This window comes from Rhodophyticola sp. (genome assembly GCF_965284195.1).
Taxonomy (GTDB): domain Bacteria; phylum Pseudomonadota; class Alphaproteobacteria; order Rhodobacterales; family Rhodobacteraceae; genus Rhodophyticola.
The window spans coordinates 1766107-1783433 of the sequence record NZ_CBDIRM010000001.1 but is presented as its reverse complement, the minus strand read 5'-3'; the positions used below and the strand labels follow the sequence as shown (position 1 = coordinate 1783433).

Below are 17327 nucleotides of genomic sequence, written 5' to 3'. Positions count from 1 at the left end.
CATGAGCCGGCGCCTTCTGAAACATCCGCGGGCGAGAGGCCTGCGAGAGAATGTCGCGAGTGACACCTCTCTTACCATTATGTTCGAACTGCATGGCCTTCACACACGGAGCGACGCCGGCCTTGGTCACGGCCAGCGACCTCTCAGCCGAAGCGCGTCAGAAGGGCCAGCACATCCGAGCGATGCAACATGCCCGCCACACGCGCGCCGTCCAGAACCGGGAAGACACGGTGGGGGTGCGCCAGAAACATCTCGGCCACGCGGATTACCTCGTCGTCCACGTCGACCGAGATCACCGTGCGTGACATGTGATCGCCTACCTGTCCGGTCCATTCGCGGTGATAGCTGGCATGAAGCGCGGGCCGGAAGCAGTCTTTCTGCGTGAGGATGCCCACCAGTTGCCCGTCATCGCCAAGCACCGCCGCCGCGGCGGCCCGTGCATCGACCAGTACCGCGACCGCGCGCCGGATCGGTGTCTCGGCAGTCAGGATCGGGCTGTCCTTACGCATGATCGTACCGATGCGGTATTCCGTCATTGTCCGTCCTTTCGTTGCGCGCGCCGTCGCAGCGGGCAGTCGGCGCAGCGCCCGACCGCAAGGTGATCCGCCGCGCCGCAGCTTGTCCGCGCCGGACCCCGCCCGAACACGAGGCCGAGGCCGATCCCGCCGGCTGCCAGCGAGACAACGGCGATGGCGAAGAGGATTTCCATCAGCGCGCCCTTTCGGTCACAGGATCACCTCGGCGATCGGCCCGGTCCGGATCTCGCGCACCGCGCCCTGATCCTCGATCAGAAACAGGGCCGCGATGTCGTGGCGTTCGGCGAGGGCGGGCCCCGCCCCTTCGCCCGCCGCACAAAGCGCCGTGGCCCAGCCATCGGCCGTCAATGCGTCCCGCGCGACAACCGTCACCGAACGCAGCCCGCCCGCCGCCGGAGACCGGGTGCCGGGGTCGATGATGTGGCTGTAGAGACGCCCGTTCAGACTGTAGCTTTGCGCCCGCATGCCCGATGTGGCGGCGGCGGCCCCGTCGGGCAAACGCAACGCCGCAGGCGGCGGCCCGGATATCAGCGGCGCCTCCACCGCAAGGCGCCAGTCCCGCCCGTCGGGGTGGCGGCCAAGTGCGATGAATTCGCCCCCCAGATCGAGAAGGAGGTCTTCGAAACCGGCGGCACGGGCAAGATCGGCGGCGCGGTCCAGCGCCCAGCCCTTCGCGATGCCGCAGAGATCGAGCGTCAGCCCGGCCCGCGCCTTGGCGAGCCCCGCCGGTCCGGCGGACAGCCCGCGCCAGTCCGGCGCGCCGCCCCGGTCAATCGGTCCGAACCCCCATCGTGCAACAAGCGGTCCGACGGTCGGATCGAAGGCGCCCGCGCTCCGTCCGGCAATGTCGAGCGCCGCGGCGGTCACCTCGATCAGGGCCGGTTCCGCCGCGTGCAGACCGGCCGAGCCTGCATTGAACCGGCTGATGGCGCTGTCGCTGCGCCATGGCGAGAATTGCCGGTCGACCTCCGCGAACAGCGTGTCGATGCCGGGTGCCAGCCGGGCAATGCCGCTGCCCGCCGGCGCCGCGATGCGCCAATGGGTCCCGAAGGCGGTTCCCGAAATCGTGTCGAGGCCGCCCGCACCGGCGGCCCTCGGCAAGACCAGCGTCGCGCCGATCAGCCCGAGGGCCATGCGTCTGGAGGGGGTGTGTAGGCACGTCATGTCCGTCAGGCTCCGAAATCGTCGTAAAAGATCGAGGACGCTTCGACGCCGAGCCGTTCCAGCGTGGCCAGAACCGCCGAGATCATCACGGGCGGCCCGCAGAGATAGTACTCGCAGTCCTCGGGGGTGGGGTGGCCGCTCATCTCGGCCCTCAGCGTGTCGTGGATGAAGCCGGTCGCGCCGGTCCAGCGGTCGCCCGGCGCGGGGTCGGACAGGGCGGGCGTCCAGCTGAAATTCTCGTGCCTTGCGGCGAGTGCGGCGAACTCCTCGGAATAGAACAGATCGGCCGCAGACCGCGCGCCGTAGAAATAGCGGATGCGACGCTCGGTGCCGCGCGCCAGTTCCTGATGGATCATCGCGCGCAGCGGCGCCATCCCGACGCCGCCGCCGACATAGATCATCTCGCGTCCGGTCGGCTGGACATGGAAATCGCCGAACGGACCGGACAGCGTGACGTCGTCGCCGGGCTCCACCGAAAACAGCCAGGAGGACACGATGCCGGGCGGCACCTCCGTCTCGCGGCCGGCGGGCGGTACGGCGAGGCGGATATTGAACACGGCCTGCCCCTTGTCCTCGGGGCGGCTGGCCAGCGAATAGGCGCGCGTCACCTCGGCTTCGGAACCCACCCGCATCGACCGCCATCCGGCGATGTCCCACGCGTCCCGGAAGGCGGGCGGCAGGTCGAGTGTGGCGAAGTCGAGCTGATAGGGCGGGGCGGTGATCTGCATGAAATCGCCCGCGCGGAACTCCGACGGGCGATCTGCGGGCAGATCCACCACGATCTCGCGGATGAGCGGGGCGAGCATCCGGGTCGAGGTGACCTGACAGACGAACCCACCGCCGGCGCTCAGGATGTCGTCGGGCACCTGCACCGCGCAATCGCCGCGCAGGCTGGTCTGGCAGGCAAGACGGATATGGGCCCGGCGATCGCGGGCCGACAGGACGCCGCGCTCGGTCGCCTGGGGCTCGCCCGCGCCCACGCCGGTGACGGTGACGCGGCAAAGACCGCAGGTGCCCGTGCCGCCGCAGGCCGCGGGGATCGCGATGCCCGCGTCATGCAGCACGCCCAGCAGCTTGTCGCCGCGGCGGGCCACCACATGCACCGCGCCGTTCACCGCGACATCGAGCCCGGTATCGGGAACAAGCCGCCGCCGGACGGCGATGAGCGCGGCAGACAGGCCCACGGTGAGCGCCACGATGACCAGACTGCCAAGCAGAACCTCCGTCATTGCGCCGCTGCCATTTGTGCAAAGGAGGCAAAACCAAGCGACATGAGCCCGGCAAGCACGAAGGCGATGCCCAGACCGCGCAACCCGTCCGGCAGATCGGCATAGGCCAGCCGCGTGCGGATCGCGCCCAGCATGGCCACGGCCACGGCAAAGCCCACACCGCTGCCCAGCCCGAACACCGCGGATTGCGCCAGCGTATAGCTGCGTTCGACCATGAACAGGCTGCCGGCGAGGATCGCGCATTGCACGGTCAGCAGCGGCAGGAACACTCCGAACGCGGCGTGGATCGCAGGGAAGAACCGATCCAGCACCATTTCGAGAAACTGCACCGAGGCCGCGATCACGCCGATGAAGGCGATGAGCGACAGATAAGACAGGTCAAGCTCGGGCAGGCCCGCCCAGGCCCAGGCGCCCGGCGCCAGAAGCCCCTGATAGATCAGATGGTTAAGCGGCACCGTCACCCCAAGAACGCCGGTCATGGCGACGCCGAGGCCCAGGGCGGCCTCGGGCCGTTTCGACAGGGCCAGAAAGGTGCAGAGCCCCAGAAACAGCGTCAGCGGCATGTTGTCGACGAAGGCCGCGGTAACAAAGAGACCCCAAAGATCGGTCATTCCGCAGGCTCCGTTCTGAGCGGGGGTGTGTGCTCGCGGGCTTCGACCTGTTGCGGCAGCAGGCTCCGTATCGCCCAGACGAGAAGCCCCAGAAGGAAGAAGGCCGATGGTGCCAGCAGCATCAGGCTGAGCGGCGTGAACCAGCCCCCGGCATCGGCCAGCGGAAGCACCTGGATGCCGAAAAGCTCCCCCTTGCCGAACAGTTCGCGCAACCCGCCGATCACGATCAGGATGAGCGAATAGCCAAGCCCGTTGCCGAACGCGTCGATCATTGCGGGCAGGGGCCTGTGATGGCGGGCGAAGGCCTCGGTCCGGCCCAGCACGAGGCAGTTCGTGGTGATCAGCCCGACATAGACGGACAGGGCCCGGCTGATCTCGGCGAAATAGGCTTGCAGGATCTGGTCGATCACGATCACCAGCGAGGCCACGATGACGATCTGCACGATCAGGCGGATCGTGTCCGGGATATGCCGGCGGATCACGCTGACGAAGCCCGCGGCGAGGGTAAGCACCACGGTCAGGGAGATCGACATTGTGACGGCGGTCGCCAGCGTGGTGGTGACCGCGAGCGCCGAGCAGATCCCGAGAATCTGGAGCGTCACCGGATTTTGCCGGATCAGCGGATCGGTCAGGGTGCCCCAGAGATCCGTGCGTTTTTCCATCGCTCAGAATTCTCCCCGTTCGATGGCATCGAGGAGCGGCCCGTACCCGTCGGGCCCCAGCCAGAAGCGGACCATCTGCGTGACACCCCGCCCGGTTCGCGTGGCCCCGGTGATGCCATCGACCTCATGCACGCCCGAGGCCGGACCGCGCGCCACGCGAAAGCGCATCTCTCCGCCATCGTCGCGCAGTTCGGTACCCGGAAAGCTCGCCTGCCAGGAGGTTTCCTCGATCCGGGCGCCGAGGCCCGGGGTCTCCGAATGCTGGGTGACGGCGATGCCCGCGATCGTGTTCATGTCGCCCCTGAGCGCGAGGATTGCATCCATGCGCCCGCCATACCCCTGACCGCTGAGCGGCAGCAGCACGAGCGACACGCTGCCCCCGTCGCGCAGAAGGAAGACCTGAGCGTAATCGGGGCGCTGGCCAAGCCCGGCGAGATCCTGCCCGGCATCAAGCGCAGTCCAGTTGCCGGGGTCGCTCAGCGCCGCGTCAAGCGTGGCCGGGGTCACATCCGCCGCGGCGCGGCCATCGCGGAGATTGATCACGACGGTCGAAAGCGCGCCGCCCGATTGCTCCAGAAGCGTGGCCATGCCGGGAATGCCCTCCACCAGCGCCGCGATCCGCGCCTGTTCTTCGGCCGCGCGGTTGGCGGTCTGGATCGGGCGCAGGGCCACCGTGGCCCCGCTGACCAGCGCGGCACAGACAGCCGAGACGAGAAACGCCACGAGAACCGTCTTGGTGCGGCTTTCGTTCGGCAGCGCCAGCAGCCTGAGCCAGGGGTTCCAGTTACGTGCGGCCATGACGCCTCCTGCGTTGAGCAACCCAGAGCGCCAGCGCGGCCTCGTCCAGAAGCGGCGCGGCAAGCGACGTGAGCAGCGCCGCGGCCACGGCGATCTGCACCGGCGCGGCCCCGGCCCAGCCGATTGCGAAAAAGGTCACGAGCCCCGCGTATAGGGCGCCGTTGATCCAGCGGCCGAGCGTCGTCGCCGCGCTGGTCACAGGGTCGGCCACCAGCAGCACGAGGACGATGCCCGCGGCCAGCAGCACCTGTTCCGGCAGAAGACCGGTCAGCACGGCGCCCGTCGCCACCAACGCGGCCCCCGCAAGCACCGCCGCCGGCATGGCCCCGCTTGCCACGCCGATCAGCGCGGCGGGGATCGCGGCCCAGGCGATGGGGGCATCGAAGACCGGCCAGGGAAAGGCCGGAAAGCCAAAACCCAGGAATGACAGCGCGACGATCGCCGGGTTCACCACGTTGCGCCCCCAGCCGCCGAAGACGAGCTCTCCCATCACCACGCCGAAGCTGACGCCCAGCACAAGGCGGAATGTGCCAAGATCTTCAGGGGCCAGCATGGCAATGGCGAGCGCCGTGGTCAGCGCGGCAAGCGACGGGGCCTGCGCGCGCAGCAGCATGAAGACCAGATGCCATATGCCGATCACGAGCACCGCGAGGGCAAGCTGCGCCAGCGCGCCGGTTCCGCCCAGCCAGAGCCAGAACAGCGCCAGCGGCAGATAGGCCGCCAGAAGCATGAGCGCGACGGTTTCGCGGTTCCAGAGACCCCGGATCATGCGTCGAACTCCGTCCGGATGCGGCCCAGCATGCCGCGAAGCTGCGCCGTCAGCTGGCCGGTCTCGCTCAGCACGTAATCCGCCAGGGCCAGGTCTTCCTCCAGAAGCGACAGCACGCCGAGCTTCATCGCGGTCTCGTCATCGCCGGCGCTGAGCGCGCGGATGAACGGTGCCGCCGGAAGCGCGCCTCCGAACGCCTTGCTCAGGGCCGCGGTCGGGATCGCCGGTTTCGCGCCGGCCGATTGGGTGAGCGCCGAGACCAGCCAGTGCGGGCGGCGGCGGGCGGTCTCGCGCGGCAGGACGGTGATCTGGCGGTGGCGCGGTGCCAGCCAGCGCGACAGATGACCGTCGAGGGGCGAGCCGGAGATCAGCTCATGCGGCCCGGGGAGAACGATCCGTTGCGTCAGCTGGCGCAGGTCGGCGCCCGGATGGGTCCGAACCGTCCGGGCGTCGCGCAGCCCGGCACCGGCGATGTGCACCAGCCGCTGCATCGGCAGTTCGCCGTTGTCCAGCAAGGTGCCCAGTGCCGCGGTGTCTTCGGCATGGATATCCCAGACCGGTGCGTCGAGACCGGCGGGGAAAAACTGGTGGATGCATATTCCGGCGGAGGCCTGCGGGTGGCGCGCGCCGCGGGTGATGGTGCGGATCCGGCCCTCATCCGCGCCACGGTCGAAGAGGGGGGCACCGGCCTGCTGGCATACGATGACAGGCCCCTCCGTCAGCCTCAGAAGAGCGGCAAGGCCACGTGAGAAATCCTCCTCCCGCCCCGCAATCGCCTGGCGGGGATCGGGGGCGAAGGGGCGCGTGTCGGCGGCCATCACGAAGATGGCAGAGGGTTTTTCGTCATGGGCCGGCATGCCGCCGAAGGGCCGCCGCCGCAGCCATGGCCAGAGGCCTGCGCCCTGCATCAGCCGCCTGAGGCCCGCCGTGGTGTCCGCCTGATCGGGATCGTGCTGCCGGACCGCACCGTCAGGCTCGCGGAAAAGAACGATCTCCGACAGCTTCCGGCCCGGCAGCAGCGAGAGCCTCGCCACCTGTCCGGCGATCGGCGCCACGAAACAGACATCCGGCGCGTGGCGCATGCAGGCCACGGCCTCGCCCTTCGCGACCATGTCGCCTTCCCTGACCAGCGGTGTGACATGAAGGGAACGCCCGGAGGGCGCACGCACCGCCGCCTCTTCGGTGACCACGGTGTCGGTCTCCGGAAGAAACGATGGAGAGAAGAGATCTGGACTGAGCCCTGCTCCGGATCCCAGAATGGTCATCCTGCCCCCGATTGATTGCGCTTTCGCCCGGCAGCGTATTCTGGACGTGCCGTGACGATCTAGGCGCCGAGGTTAGCAAGAGCGTCTGGCGCCAAACATGAGCTAGATCAATGTCGTCGGCGCGGCGCGCGCAATATAGTGGCCGGAACTCAGCCAGATCCACTCACAGGAGATTGATCATGCCATTGCCGTCCTCTGCTTCATCGATCCCGATGGTCCTGATGGCGGGGCTCACCGCAATCTTCCTTGCCGGCCCGGTCCTGACCCAGACGGACCCGGGCACCCCAAGCGGCGAGGAGGAGGAGGCCATCCCCTTCGCCCTGCCGCAGTCCGGCCCCTTCACGCCTGCCGAAATCGAGATCGACAACGATCAGGCGATTTCGGACTGGTTCAGATCCTCCCACGCCAATGCGGCATCCGACGCGTTCAGCCATTGGGATGACGATGGCGAGATCCGGGCCGCCTGCGCCACCTGCCACTCCGGGGAGGGGTTCCGGGATTTCCACGGCCTCGACGGGACGCCGGCGGGAGTTGTCGACGGGACGATCAATGTCGGCGGCGTCGTCGATTGCGGGACGTGTCACAATGCCGGGCTGGCCGACATCACCGAAATCACCTTCCCGAGCGGGCTTGTCCATCCGGTGACCGGTGTCGAGGCGTCCTGCCTGACATGCCATCAGGGGCGCAACGCCGGCATCGACGTGGCCGAAGCGACCTCGGGCCTGGCCGATGACGAACCCAACAGTGAGCTTCGTTTCATCAATCCGCACTACGCCACGGCGGCGGCCACATGGCTTGGCGGCTATGGGGCGGCGGGGTATCACTATGACGGACAGGATTATTCCGGCCGGTTCTTTCACGCCCGCCCCGTGGCCAGCTGCAATTCCTGCCATGAACCGCACACGCTCGAAGTCGAATTCGAACCCTGTCTGACCTGCCACCTGGCCGACCGCCCGGAAGACATCCGCATCGCCCGGCAAAGCTATGACGGCAGCGGCAATACATCGGTGGGGATCTCTTCGGATATCGAAAGAAATGCCGACACCCTGCTGGGGATGATCCGGGATTACAGCGATGAGGTCGTCGGGGCGCCGGTGATCTATGACGGCACGCGCTTTCCGTACTTCTTTTCCGATGCGAACGGGGACGGTGTCATCGACACGGCCGAGGGCAGTCCGGTTGCCTATCAGTCATGGACGCCCAGAAGCCTGCGCACGGCCTTCAACTGGAAGCTCGTGACGGCCGATCCCGGCAACTATGCCCACAATCCGCAGTATTCGCTGGAGCTTCTCTACGATTCGATCATGGATCTGAGCGCGCCGCTGGGTATCGACATGGAAGATCTCCAGCTCCTGCGCTAGGGTTCGAAGGCGCCGGCGAGCGCAGAAGCCAGAAGCGGGCCCCGCGGCATGGAGCAGTCATTATTCCTGGCGACACTCGGGGCGCTCTTCCTCTGCGGGCTTGCCGCCGATCATCTGGGCGGGAAGACGCCCCTGCCCAGGGTGACGCTGCTTCTGTTGCTCGGGCTTCTGGTGGGGCCTTCGGGGCTCGGGTTTCTGCCCGACGGCATCGAAAACTGGTTCGAACCGATTTCGGTCGTGGCCCTGACCATGGTCGCGTTCCTGCTTGGCGCGGATCTGACCCGCGATAACATGGCGCGCCATGGCCGTGCGATCTTCGCGATATCGGTGCTGATCGTTTTCGGCACGACCGCGATCGTCTGGGCGGGGCTTGTGGCCCTTGGCCTCGAACCGGGTCTTGCCCTGCTCCTGGGCGCCATCGCCACCGCCACCGCGCCCGCGGCCATCACCGACGTGATCCATCAGTCCGGCGTGCGCAACGGCTTCACCGAGACCATCGGCGGTATCGTGGCCATCGACGATATCTGGGGGCTGATCGTCTTCAGCGTCTGCCTTGCGTTCATCCACCAATCCGACGGCTGGTCCGCCCCGCTGGCGATTGCGGTTCACGATATCGGCGGCGCCGTGCTGCTGGGCCTTGTCATCGGCGCGCCTGCGGCCTTTCTTTCCGGTCGGCTGAAGCCCGGTGAGCCCCTTCAGATCGAGGCGTTCGGCGTCGTTTTCCTGACCGCGGGGCTGGCGCTCTGGCTGGATGTGTCGTTTCTCATCGCCGGCATGACCGCTGGCGCGATGATCGCCAATCTTGCCCGGCATCATGACTACGCCTTCAACGAGATCGAACGGATCGAGCTGCCCTTCATGCTGTTGTTCTTTCTGCTGGCGGGGGCCTCGCTTGAGCTGGAGGCGCTCTTGTCGCTCGGTTGGATCACCGCCGCCTATGTGGGCCTGCGGATCGTCGCGCGCCTGATCAGCGGGGAAATCGGCGCGCGGCTGGGCCGGGTTCCGAAGCCGGAGGTCCATCTTTACGGGCCGGCCCTGCTGCCGCAGGCGGGCGTGGCCGTCGGCATGGCGCTTCTCGCAGCCGAGACCGTGCCGGAGTGGGGGGCGACGATCATGACGCTGACGATTGCCGCGACCGTTATCTTCGAGATCATCGGCCCGCCCGTCACGCTTGCCGCGATCCGCCGGACCGACTGTACCACCGCTCCGCGCTGAGCCTCAGGGGCCGCGTTGGCGCAGTTTCTTCACCGTGGTCAGGCACCACGGCTTGCCGTGCCGGGATGAGACGCGCCGACACGAGGCGCAGCGCTTTACGGTGTCACGATGCCGTCTGCCGGCCTTGGCTGAACGACGGCTTTCGATGTCCGGTCAGAGATCGAGCAGGAGTGGACAGTGATCCGACACTTCGGGGTCGTGGATCACGTCGAAGGCGCGCACCGCCTCTTCGCGGTCGATCAGCATGTAATCCGCGAATTTCCCGGGTTTCGTGTAGTGCGAGTTTCGGGTGCTTTCGAAACCCCGCCCCGTCACGAGTTCCGAAAAGCCCGCGTCGTTCAGGATCCGAAGCGTTTCGCTGTCCGGCTCGACATTGAAATCGCCGCAAATCACCCTGAGGTCGCCCGCCTCCGACACCTGGCGGGACAGGGCGAGCAACCTGCGCGCCTGTTCCGCACGTTCGGGCGTGTCCATCTTGCCGTTCAGATCGCGGAGCCCGTGCATATGCGTCACGCTGATCGACCTCCCCGCCGCGTCGTCGTAGACCCGAACGCCATGCGCAACGCGGGAGCGGGGATGATCCCCGTAACCCTCAGGGGAGTAGTCCTTGTGCACGAAGCCCTGCACCTGACCGATGACCGGACGCGAGCGATGAACGAAGGTTGCCAGCCCCCACTGCGAGGGTATCGGCTGATCCCCGTCCCAAAGAACGCCCTGCGCCGCCGGGCAGAAGACCGCCACGTGATCCGGAAGGGCATGGCAGACATCCCGGAAGAAGTTCGCACGTTGCGGCAACACGTGGTCGCCGTCCCGGTACGTCAGCCAGTCTTTGTCTGACGCGGGGCTGTGCACCACTTCCTGAAGGCAAAGGATCTCGGGAGATGTTTCGTGTAGGTAGGGCAGCAGCTCCTCGTAAAGCTTGCCGCCCCATCCGTTCAGGCACATGATTTTCAAAGCACAACCTCGACTCCAGCCATCAATCGTCTGACCGGACACTGGCAGATCGCCCGAATGTCGACCAGTGCTGCATCGGTGATCAGCGGGGTCATGTCGATAGATCTGCGGGCTGAACGGCACGCGGCAACGACCCGGGCTTTCATTTTGGCTAAGGCGTCGAAAGGCTCTGTCAGGTCCGGCCCCGGCCGGTGGCGCCGCTCAAGCCGATACTCAGCCCGTGCGCTCCTCGGCGTCGTCGGCTTTCATCAGGCGGTCGGCCTTCTTGCGCACCAGCACGTTTCGCAGATCGTGCATCGCCAGCAACAGCCGGTCGGTGACCTCCTCCAGATCCTCGTCCGAGGCGCGGGACTGCACCCAGTGGGTCGTGAGATTGAGATAATCGATGGCGCGGTGGAGATCTTCGACATCGCGATCGGCAAGCACCTCCTGCCGTTCGGCCATCCATTCGGCGATCACGGCCTGCTCCTCTTCGGTGAGCACGTGATCGCCATGGGGCTTCACCACGCCATTGCGAATATTCGCCATGGCGATTTCCTGCATCTCGATCCGGCGCTGGCGGTTTTCGGTGTCAATCCGAAACACTGCTGCGCCATTCTCACGGATGCGGAAGTAGAACTCCGGTAAATCTGACATCGTCCCTGTCGTGCCCTCGTTTTGCCTTAATTAGCCAGAGTGGGGGCAATGTCAAAGTCCAATACGGCGATCTGCCTAAGTTTTGCGGGCCACGAGAAACCGGTTGCGCTTGCCGGCGGGATGATTGTCGGCCTCGATGATGTCGAACCCGGCGTCCGTGACGGCCGCCTCCAGTGTATCGGCGCCGAGCAAATTGACATAAGGTGCCTTGCCGAAAAACTGCATCACGGCAATCACGGGGCGCAGATAGACCTGACCTGCCAGACAGGTGGTTTTCGAGATGAACAGCCCGCCGGGTTTGAGCATCGCATGGGCCTGCCGGGCGGCGGCGCCGGGGTCGGGCAGCAGATGCAGCAGGTTATAGGCCAGAACCACGTCGTAGGGATCCGTCCCCGCGCCAATTCCGCCGACGTCCGCCTGCACCACGTCAAGGTTTCCAATCCCGGCATCCCGCGCCTTGTCCCGGCCGATCGCCACCATTTCGGCGGAGATATCGCTTGATGTGTAATGGCGCACCAGCGGGGCGAGAAGGATAGCGGTGGAGGACGTGCCGGCGCCCATCTCGAACACCCGGTTATCGGCGCTCAGGTAGCTGCGGGTGCGGGCCATGGTCTGTTCATAGGCGTCCATGTTCCGGATGGGCGACCTGGCATAGCGGGCCGCGGTGCGATCCCAGAAGGTCGATTGAGGTATCATGTGCGGGTCTCCTTGCTTGGGCCTGCAGCTAGCGAACCGGGTCAATAAAAGAAATTGCATATTTTGACATTCGATATATGCATTTTTGCATGGATTGGCGATCTATCTCTTTCGACTGGAACCAGGTTCGGGCGTTTCTGGCCACCGTGGAGGAAGGCTCTCTTTCTGCGGCGGCGCGCGCCCTGGGCCAGGCGCAGCCGACCCTTGGCCGGCAGGTCAGAGCGCTTGAGGCCGCTTTGGGTGTGACCCTGTTCGACCGGGTGGGCAAGAGCCTGACCCTGACCCCCTCGGGCGTGGATCTGCTTGAACATGTTCGCGAGATGGGGGAGGCCGCCACGCGGATTTCGCTGGCTGCGACCGGCCATAGCCAGCAAATCGCGGGAAAGGTGAAGATTTCGGCGAGCGATGCGACAGCGGCCTATCTTCTGCCCCGGGTTCTGGCCGAACTGCGTATTCGGGCGCCGGACATCACGGTGGAAATCGTCACCTCCAATGCGCTGAGCGATCTGCGCCGCCGCGAGGCGGATATCGCGATCCGTCATGTCCGCCCGAAGGAACCCGATCTGGTCGCCCGGAAACTGCCGGATGCCTCCGCGCATCTTTACGCCGCACCCGCCTATCTGGCGCGCTACGGGCGGCCGCGAACGCTGGCCGATCTCGGCGACGCGGCCTTTATCGGCGTGGACCGGGTGGATCTGATGATCGAGATCCTGCAACAGCACGGCCTGACGCTGACGCTGGCGAATTTTCCGCTGCTGTCGGCCAACACGCTCACCTGCTGGGAACTGGTGAAGCAGGGGCTTGGGATCGGCATCATGTCGAATCGGGTGGCCGAGCTGAGCCCCGGGATCGAGATGATCGACCCGCCCGGTTTCCTGCCGATCCCGGTGCCGAACTGGCTGACCACGCATCGCGAATTGCACACCAGCAGGCGGATCAGGCTGGTCTTCGATCTGCTGGCGGAGATGATCGGCGGCAAGGACGCCCCGCAGTGACGGCAGTGACCGCCGCGTGCCGCGGGCGCTGCGTGCCATCTGGTGCAGCGCCGGGCCTCAGGCGCCTGTCTGGTCCTCGTATCCGTCGCGCAGCTTCGGGATCGCGCGCTCCGGTGCCACGATCTTGCCCTCGTCATCGACCAGCGCCACCCGCAGCGCCCGCCCGTTCTCTGCATCGACCACCTCCACGGGGCCTGACCGCTTGAGGATATTCGCCTCGCTCCACTGGGTGAGGGCGATCAGCGTTATGGCAAGATCGCGCCCCTTGCCGGTGAGCGTGTAGCCGAACCGCAGCCGGTCCCCGGCTTCCCGGTAGGGGCGTTTTTCCAGCAGGCCGCGCGCCACGAGCCTGGCCAGCCTGTCCGTGAGGACGGACCGCGGAATGCCGAGATCTTTCCGGATGTCGTCGTAGCGCATCACATCGAAGAAGGCTTCGCGGAGGATAAGCAACGCCCATCGGTCCCCGATCTCTTCCACGCCTTGCGCAAGGGCGCAGTCGGCTTTCGCAACGGGGGCGCGTCGGCGCACGGGATCTGTAAAAACTGAGTTTGACATGTGAACCCAGATAGCGCATGTTTCGCTGAGTTCAAAATAAAGACTCAGATAGGGCCCCGCCGTGTCGCAGGGCCCGCCAGCCGAAGCAGGAGACCCCGATGACCACACGACCTTTACGTACAGCTCTTACGGCAAATCTCGTTTTCTCAACGCTTTGCGGTGTTGCACTGATCGTCTCGGGCCGAGAGATCGGGGTGGCGATGGGCGCATTGCCGGGCTGGTTCATGACCGTGCTCGGGGTCGGCTTGCTGGGCTTTGGGGCATTGATCGCCTTCGTTCTGGCCCGGCTCCGCATCGGCTGGGCGCTGATCATCTCGGGCCTCGACCTGCTGTGGGTGGTCTCCACCTTGCCGCTGCTGGCGGTCCCGGGCCTGCTGACGGCCGATGGCCGGCTCATCGTTCTGCTTGTCGCCGCCGTCGTGGCCGTGCTGGGGTTTTTTCAGATGCGCGGGATCAGGACTATACTTGCCGAGGGACAGGACGAAGAGGGTATCTATCGCCATTGCGTCAGGCTTTACAGCCGCGCGAAACCCGACGCCTTGTGGGCGGTTATTCGCGACCTCGGGTCGATCTCGCGTTACAGCACGGGCCTGAAAGCCTCCCGGCTGGAGGGCGGATCCGTTGCGGAACCGGGCGCAGTGCGGGTCTGCACCAATCAGCAAGGCCAGAGCTGGGCTGAAGAAGTCGTCTCGATGGACGACCCGTCGCGCACCGTGGTGCTTCGCTTCCGGGCCGAAGCCGAAGACTTTCCCTTTCCGCTGGACGAGATGATCGGCGGCTGGACCGTCACGCCCGCCGCAAACGGCACCTCCACCGTCGATATCTGGTGGTCCGTGCGCCCCACGCGGCGCCGTCTGGGATGGGTGCTGCTGGCGCTCATGACGATCCCTCTCGACCGGGACATCCGCCATATCGTGGCGGCGATGGAGGCCGAAGGCTCCGGCAAATCCGCAGGCTCCATGATGCGGCTTCCGGTATTGGGCTATTGCTAGATCCGCGATAGGATCGGATTTCCACGGGCCCGCGCTGGTCGCGAGCTCCGCTGCGGGCCGCGGATACTCCGATTTCGGGCAGGCGGCCGTTTCAGGCCGGGATGCGATGGGAACACGGTCAGGTGCACGAACCCGTTGGAGGCTGGTTTCGGTTGCCGCCGCGCTCAGCTGCGTGGCGGGAGTGCAGGCGCTGGCTCAGGACGACCCGCCGCCATACCCCGCCTGCGAGCCCCGCCGCACCACCGATCCTGCCCGGCTGAACATCCTGGGGCAGGGCGATGCCTTTGGCCTTGTTCCGCCATGTCGGTCGCAACTCGTCTTCTATATCGCGCAAACCACCGACCTCCGCGTCATTGACGGGCAGGTCCGCTTTGTGGGGGCGGATGGCCAGACCTCCGATGCCCATGATGTAGTGGTGACGGTGACGGGCCCCACCGGCGGGCAGTTTCGCGGGGCTGTCGCCTTGCCGCCGGAGGCGGAAAGCCGTTGCGCGCGGCTGACCCTGACGCTCGACGTCACGGCGTGCCGGGACGGGCTGTCGCAGCTGATCGCCTGCCCGGCCATCCGCCTTTTGCGGGAGCACCCGTTTCAGGATGTCGTGGTTCGGGGCGACGATATGGAAATCTGCGCCGACGGGGCACCGTGAAACCCGCTTACGCGGTCGCGACCCCCCGGGTGGATTTCACTCCAGACTGGCGCAGAACTCCTGAATCCGGGTGCAGGCGGCCTTCAGGTTCTCGTCAGACGTGGCATAGGACACGCGGAAATTCGGGCTGAGACCGAATGCGCCGCCAAAGACGACCGCCACGCCCCTTTCCTCCAGCAGGGCCTTGGCAAAGGTCTCGTCGCTGTCGATCACCGTTCCGGCAGGCGTGGTCTTGCCCATGCAGCCCGCAATCGACGGATAGACGTAGAACGCACCTTCCGGCACGGCGCAGTCTATCCCGTCCGCGCCGTTCAGCATCTCCACCACCAGATCGCGACGGCGTTTGAAGATGGCGTTGTTCGCGGGTATGTAATCCTGCGTCCCGTTCAATGCCTCGACCGCGGCCCATTGGCTGATCGAACACGGGTTGGAGGTGCTTTGCGACTGGATCTTGCGCATCGCCTTGATCAGCTCTTCCGGACCTGCGGCATACCCGATGCGCCAGCCGGTCATCGCATAGGCCTTGGACACGCCGTTGCAGGTGAGCGTGCGGTCGTAGAGGCCGGGTTCCACCTGCGCCGGTGTCGCGAATTCGAAATCGTCATAGACCAGATGTTCATACATGTCGTCAGTCATCACCCAGACATGGGGATGACGCATCAGAACGTCGGTCAGGCCCCTCAGCTCCTTCGCACTGTAACCCGCGCCGGTGGGGTTCGACGGAGAGTTGAAGATGAACCATTTCGTTTTCGGTGTAATCGCGGCCTCAAGCTGCTCGGGAGTCAGTTTATATGCGGTCTGCGCCTGCGCTTCGGCGATCACCGGTTCGCCGCCGGCCAGCAGCACCATATCGGGGTAGCTGACCCAATAGGGGGCCGGGATCACCACCTCGTCGCCGGGGTTCAGCGTTGCCATCAGCGCGTTGTAGAGGATCTGCTTGCCGCCGGTCCCGACGGTGACCTGCGCGGGCGTGTAATCCAGCCCGTTGTCGCGCTTGAACTTGGCGCAGATCGCCTGTTTCAACTCCGCGATGCCGTCGACGGCGGTGTATTTGGTCTTGCCCGCGTCGATGGCGGCCTTGGCGGCGGCCTTGATGTTTTCCGGCGTGTCGAAATCCGGCTCGCCTGCGCCCAGACCGATCACGTCCTTTCCGGCAGCCTTCAGCTCGGCGGCAAGGTTCGACACCGCGATGGTCGGTGACGGTTTCACACGAGACAGGGTGTCGGAAAGTAGGGGCATATCTGGTCTCCGGGGAGCGTGGACCGCGCCTGCGTCAGGCGATCCGGTTTACAACGGGCAGGGCCATGCTTAGGGTCGCGCCGCGTCTCGATCAAGTCTTGATCGGCGCAGCCGCGCGCATGTCCGGCGCGAAATCCCGATTGCAACACCGTAACAGGAGACCCCATGACCCAAGAGGCCATACTCGGATCAAGCTGGTTTGACGAAGACACCGCAACCTTCGGCGACCGCCTTGCAGGCGCGCGCGAGGCGGCAGGACTGGGCCAGGAGGAGTTGGCGCGGCGTCTGGGTATCAAGCCCAAGACCGTCAAGGCCTGGGAAAACGACCAGAGCGAGCCACGCGCCAACAGGTTGCAGATGGTGGCGGGCCTTCTGAACGTGTCGATCATGTGGCTTCTGACCGGGCAGGGCGAAGGTCTGGACGGTCCCGACCGCGAAGAGGTTCTGCCGACCGGCGTCGAAGAGATGCTGAGCGAGATGCGCACCCTGCGCAGCCAGCAATCCCAGGTCGCGGAGAAGCTCGGGCGGCTGGAGAAGCGCCTGAGGCTCGCCCTGTCGGAGGGGCGGATGTGACGACCGAACCGCGCGATATCCGCATCAAGCGCCTGAAAATACGTGCCGAGCACCGGGGCATCAAGGAGATGGATCTGATCCTTGGCGGATGGGCCGCGGCGCATCTGGCAACGGCCCCGGACGCGGAGCTGGACCTGTTCGAAGCGGTTCTGGCTGAGGCAGATCACGATCTTTATCAATGGGTTACGGGCCAATCCCCCGCGCCGGAGGCCTATGCCTCTTTCATCGGCACATTGGCCGGCACCGTGCGCAACGGCGGCGCCTGAGACCGCGATGCCGGGCCCCTCGCCGCCGCGCTGACCGGGACGGACGGCCACCCGCGCCGCCGCCCCGCGTGCCGGAAGAGGCGAGCCCGCCGATCCTCTCCTCAAGCGCCGCATTTTTCCTGCCCGAAAAACAGGCGCTTTTAATCCTTTATTAACAGTTTCTTA

General features: G+C 66.0%; 21 protein-coding genes. 7 read left to right on the top strand and 14 right to left on the bottom strand.

Features of this window, described 5'->3' with window-relative positions; translation table 11 throughout:
- Nucleotides 1–143: 143 nt before the first annotated feature.
- The 9 genes from ACQ651_RS08870 to ACQ651_RS08830 are packed head-to-tail and all read right to left on the bottom strand — an operon-like array spanning nt 144 to nt 7034.
- A complete protein-coding gene (locus tag ACQ651_RS08870) occupies nt 144–536 on the bottom strand; it encodes a CBS domain-containing protein (RefSeq protein ID WP_227287221.1) in 393 nt (130 codons plus the stop codon).
- The gene (locus tag ACQ651_RS08865; RefSeq protein WP_227287220.1) at nt 533–709 is read right to left on the bottom strand and encodes a hypothetical protein; all 177 of its coding nucleotides are present in this window, start codon (nt 707–709) and stop codon (nt 533–535) included. Before ACQ651_RS08865 ends, ACQ651_RS08870 begins: the two co-directional genes overlap by 4 nt.
- A gap of 16 nt (nt 710–725) precedes the next feature.
- On the bottom strand, nt 726–1700 hold the full coding sequence (locus ACQ651_RS08860) for an FAD:protein FMN transferase (protein WP_430449069.1): 975 nt from the start codon (nt 1698–1700) through the stop codon (nt 726–728).
- Nucleotides 1701–1705: 5 nt separating this feature from the next.
- Entirely contained in the window at nt 1706–2929 is a 1224-nt protein-coding gene (gene nqrF, locus ACQ651_RS08855; protein ID WP_430449068.1) for an NADH:ubiquinone reductase (Na(+)-transporting) subunit F, read from the bottom strand.
- Nucleotides 2926–3540, bottom strand: a complete 615-nt coding sequence (gene nqrE / locus ACQ651_RS08850) for an NADH:ubiquinone reductase (Na(+)-transporting) subunit E (RefSeq protein ID WP_375552034.1) — start codon at nt 3538–3540, stop codon at nt 2926–2928. The genes nqrF and nqrE overlap by 4 nt, the downstream gene beginning before the upstream one ends.
- Nucleotides 3537–4202: an NADH:ubiquinone reductase (Na(+)-transporting) subunit D gene (locus tag ACQ651_RS08845; RefSeq protein ID WP_430449067.1), complete on the bottom strand. Its 666-nt coding sequence runs from the start codon at nt 4200–4202 to the stop codon at nt 3537–3539. The genes nqrE and ACQ651_RS08845 overlap by 4 nt, the downstream gene beginning before the upstream one ends.
- Nucleotides 4203–4205: 3 nt before the next feature.
- Nucleotides 4206–5000 (bottom strand): FMN-binding protein, encoded by a 795-nt coding sequence (locus tag ACQ651_RS08840; protein WP_430449066.1) that lies wholly within the window; start codon nt 4998–5000, stop codon nt 4206–4208.
- On the bottom strand, nt 4987–5769 hold the full coding sequence (locus tag ACQ651_RS08835) for an RnfABCDGE type electron transport complex subunit D (RefSeq protein WP_227287214.1): 783 nt from the start codon (nt 5767–5769) through the stop codon (nt 4987–4989). Before ACQ651_RS08835 ends, ACQ651_RS08840 begins: the two co-directional genes overlap by 14 nt.
- Nucleotides 5766–7034 carry a Na(+)-translocating NADH-quinone reductase subunit A gene (locus ACQ651_RS08830; RefSeq protein WP_227287213.1) on the bottom strand — a complete coding sequence of 423 codons (1269 nt, stop codon included), beginning with the start codon at nt 7032–7034 and terminating at the stop codon, nt 5766–5768. The genes ACQ651_RS08835 and ACQ651_RS08830 overlap by 4 nt, the downstream gene beginning before the upstream one ends.
- A gap of 179 nt (nt 7035–7213) precedes the next feature.
- Between ACQ651_RS08830 and ACQ651_RS08825 the strand changes: the two genes are divergently transcribed.
- Together ACQ651_RS08825 and ACQ651_RS08820 are read left to right on the top strand one after the other, a co-directional pair.
- Nucleotides 7214–8395, top strand: coding sequence for a cytochrome c3 family protein (locus tag ACQ651_RS08825; protein WP_227287212.1), 1182 nt, complete (start codon nt 7214–7216; stop codon nt 8393–8395).
- A 48-nt stretch (nt 8396–8443) separates the two neighbouring features.
- Complete coding sequence (locus ACQ651_RS08820; RefSeq protein ID WP_430449065.1) at nt 8444–9610, top strand: cation:proton antiporter; 1167 nt, start codon at nt 8444–8446, stop codon at nt 9608–9610.
- 153 nt (nt 9611–9763) lie between these two features.
- Here ACQ651_RS08820 and ACQ651_RS08815 read toward each other — a convergent pair whose 3' ends face one another.
- The 3 genes from ACQ651_RS08815 to ACQ651_RS08805 form a co-directional block, all read right to left on the bottom strand.
- Nucleotides 9764–10555: an endonuclease/exonuclease/phosphatase family protein gene (locus tag ACQ651_RS08815; protein WP_227287313.1), complete on the bottom strand. Its 792-nt coding sequence runs from the start codon at nt 10553–10555 to the stop codon at nt 9764–9766.
- Nucleotides 10556–10777: 222 nt separating this feature from the next.
- The gene (locus ACQ651_RS08810) at nt 10778–11200 is read right to left on the bottom strand and encodes a hypothetical protein (RefSeq protein ID WP_227287210.1); all 423 of its coding nucleotides are present in this window, start codon (nt 11198–11200) and stop codon (nt 10778–10780) included.
- Nucleotides 11201–11275: 75 nt separating this feature from the next.
- Nucleotides 11276–11896 carry a class I SAM-dependent methyltransferase gene (locus tag ACQ651_RS08805; RefSeq protein ID WP_430449064.1) on the bottom strand — a complete coding sequence of 207 codons (621 nt, stop codon included), beginning with the start codon at nt 11894–11896 and terminating at the stop codon, nt 11276–11278.
- A gap of 89 nt (nt 11897–11985) precedes the next feature.
- On the opposite strand from ACQ651_RS08805, the gene ACQ651_RS08800 reads away from it, so the two are divergent.
- On the top strand, nt 11986–12891 hold the full coding sequence (locus ACQ651_RS08800) for a LysR family transcriptional regulator (RefSeq protein ID WP_430449063.1): 906 nt from the start codon (nt 11986–11988) through the stop codon (nt 12889–12891).
- Nucleotides 12892–12948: 57 nt separating this feature from the next.
- On the opposite strand, the gene ACQ651_RS08795 is transcribed toward ACQ651_RS08800, so the two are convergent.
- Nucleotides 12949–13419 carry a winged helix-turn-helix transcriptional regulator gene (locus ACQ651_RS08795; protein WP_430449062.1) on the bottom strand — a complete coding sequence of 157 codons (471 nt, stop codon included), beginning with the start codon at nt 13417–13419 and terminating at the stop codon, nt 12949–12951.
- A 125-nt stretch (nt 13420–13544) separates the two neighbouring features.
- On the opposite strand from ACQ651_RS08795, the gene ACQ651_RS08790 reads away from it, so the two are divergent.
- Nucleotides 13545–14438: an SRPBCC family protein gene (locus ACQ651_RS08790; protein WP_430449061.1), complete on the top strand. Its 894-nt coding sequence runs from the start codon at nt 13545–13547 to the stop codon at nt 14436–14438.
- Nucleotides 14439–14544: 106 nt separating this feature from the next.
- A complete protein-coding gene (locus ACQ651_RS08785) occupies nt 14545–15084 on the top strand; it encodes a hypothetical protein (RefSeq protein WP_430449060.1) in 540 nt (179 codons plus the stop codon).
- Between the two features lie 36 nt (nt 15085–15120).
- Here the strand turns inward: ACQ651_RS08785 and ACQ651_RS08780 are convergent, their stop codons facing one another.
- Nucleotides 15121–16323, bottom strand: a complete 1203-nt coding sequence (locus ACQ651_RS08780; protein ID WP_430449059.1) for a pyridoxal phosphate-dependent aminotransferase — start codon at nt 16321–16323, stop codon at nt 15121–15123.
- A gap of 165 nt (nt 16324–16488) precedes the next feature.
- Between ACQ651_RS08780 and ACQ651_RS08775 the strand changes: the two genes are divergently transcribed.
- Together ACQ651_RS08775 and ACQ651_RS08770 are read left to right on the top strand one after the other, a co-directional pair.
- The gene (locus ACQ651_RS08775) at nt 16489–16896 is read left to right on the top strand and encodes a helix-turn-helix domain-containing protein (RefSeq protein ID WP_227287203.1); all 408 of its coding nucleotides are present in this window, start codon (nt 16489–16491) and stop codon (nt 16894–16896) included.
- Complete coding sequence (locus ACQ651_RS08770; RefSeq protein WP_430449058.1) at nt 16893–17162, top strand: succinate dehydrogenase assembly factor 2; 270 nt, start codon at nt 16893–16895, stop codon at nt 17160–17162. Before ACQ651_RS08775 ends, ACQ651_RS08770 begins: the two co-directional genes overlap by 4 nt.
- Nucleotides 17163–17327 lie beyond the last annotated feature (165 nt).

What these genes read in the sequence shown, in the direction of transcription:
- ACQ651_RS08860 (WP_430449069.1), bottom strand. Translation starts at nt 1,700, where the DNA reads ATGACGTGCCTACACACCCCCTCCAGACGCATGGCCCTCGGGCTGATC.
- ACQ651_RS08815 (WP_227287313.1), bottom strand. Translation starts at nt 10,555, where the DNA reads ATGTGCCTGAACGGATGGGGCGGCAAGCTTTACGAGGAGCTGCTGCCC.
- ACQ651_RS08820 (WP_430449065.1), top strand. Translation starts at nt 8,444, where the DNA reads ATGGAGCAGTCATTATTCCTGGCGACACTCGGGGCGCTCTTCCTCTGC.
- ACQ651_RS08840 (WP_430449066.1), bottom strand. Translation starts at nt 5,000, where the DNA reads ATGGCCGCACGTAACTGGAACCCCTGGCTCAGGCTGCTGGCGCTGCCG.
- ACQ651_RS08870 (WP_227287221.1), bottom strand. Translation starts at nt 536, where the DNA reads ATGACGGAATACCGCATCGGTACGATCATGCGTAAGGACAGCCCGATC.
- ACQ651_RS08865 (WP_227287220.1), bottom strand. Translation starts at nt 709, where the DNA reads ATGGAAATCCTCTTCGCCATCGCCGTTGTCTCGCTGGCAGCCGGCGGG.
- ACQ651_RS08825 (WP_227287212.1), top strand. Translation starts at nt 7,214, where the DNA reads ATGCCATTGCCGTCCTCTGCTTCATCGATCCCGATGGTCCTGATGGCG.
- nqrE (WP_375552034.1), bottom strand. Translation starts at nt 3,540, where the DNA reads ATGACCGATCTTTGGGGTCTCTTTGTTACCGCGGCCTTCGTCGACAAC.
- ACQ651_RS08775 (WP_227287203.1), top strand. Translation starts at nt 16,489, where the DNA reads ATGACCCAAGAGGCCATACTCGGATCAAGCTGGTTTGACGAAGACACC.
- ACQ651_RS08800 (WP_430449063.1), top strand. Translation starts at nt 11,986, where the DNA reads ATGGATTGGCGATCTATCTCTTTCGACTGGAACCAGGTTCGGGCGTTT.
- ACQ651_RS08805 (WP_430449064.1), bottom strand. Translation starts at nt 11,896, where the DNA reads ATGATACCTCAATCGACCTTCTGGGATCGCACCGCGGCCCGCTATGCC.
- ACQ651_RS08785 (WP_430449060.1), top strand. Translation starts at nt 14,545, where the DNA reads ATGGGAACACGGTCAGGTGCACGAACCCGTTGGAGGCTGGTTTCGGTT.
- ACQ651_RS08810 (WP_227287210.1), bottom strand. Translation starts at nt 11,200, where the DNA reads ATGTCAGATTTACCGGAGTTCTACTTCCGCATCCGTGAGAATGGCGCA.
- ACQ651_RS08830 (WP_227287213.1), bottom strand. Translation starts at nt 7,034, where the DNA reads ATGACCATTCTGGGATCCGGAGCAGGGCTCAGTCCAGATCTCTTCTCT.
- ACQ651_RS08790 (WP_430449061.1), top strand. Translation starts at nt 13,545, where the DNA reads ATGACCACACGACCTTTACGTACAGCTCTTACGGCAAATCTCGTTTTC.
- ACQ651_RS08780 (WP_430449059.1), bottom strand. Translation starts at nt 16,323, where the DNA reads ATGCCCCTACTTTCCGACACCCTGTCTCGTGTGAAACCGTCACCGACC.
- nqrF (WP_430449068.1), bottom strand. Translation starts at nt 2,929, where the DNA reads ATGACGGAGGTTCTGCTTGGCAGTCTGGTCATCGTGGCGCTCACCGTG.
- ACQ651_RS08835 (WP_227287214.1), bottom strand. Translation starts at nt 5,769, where the DNA reads ATGATCCGGGGTCTCTGGAACCGCGAAACCGTCGCGCTCATGCTTCTG.
- ACQ651_RS08845 (WP_430449067.1), bottom strand. Translation starts at nt 4,202, where the DNA reads ATGGAAAAACGCACGGATCTCTGGGGCACCCTGACCGATCCGCTGATC.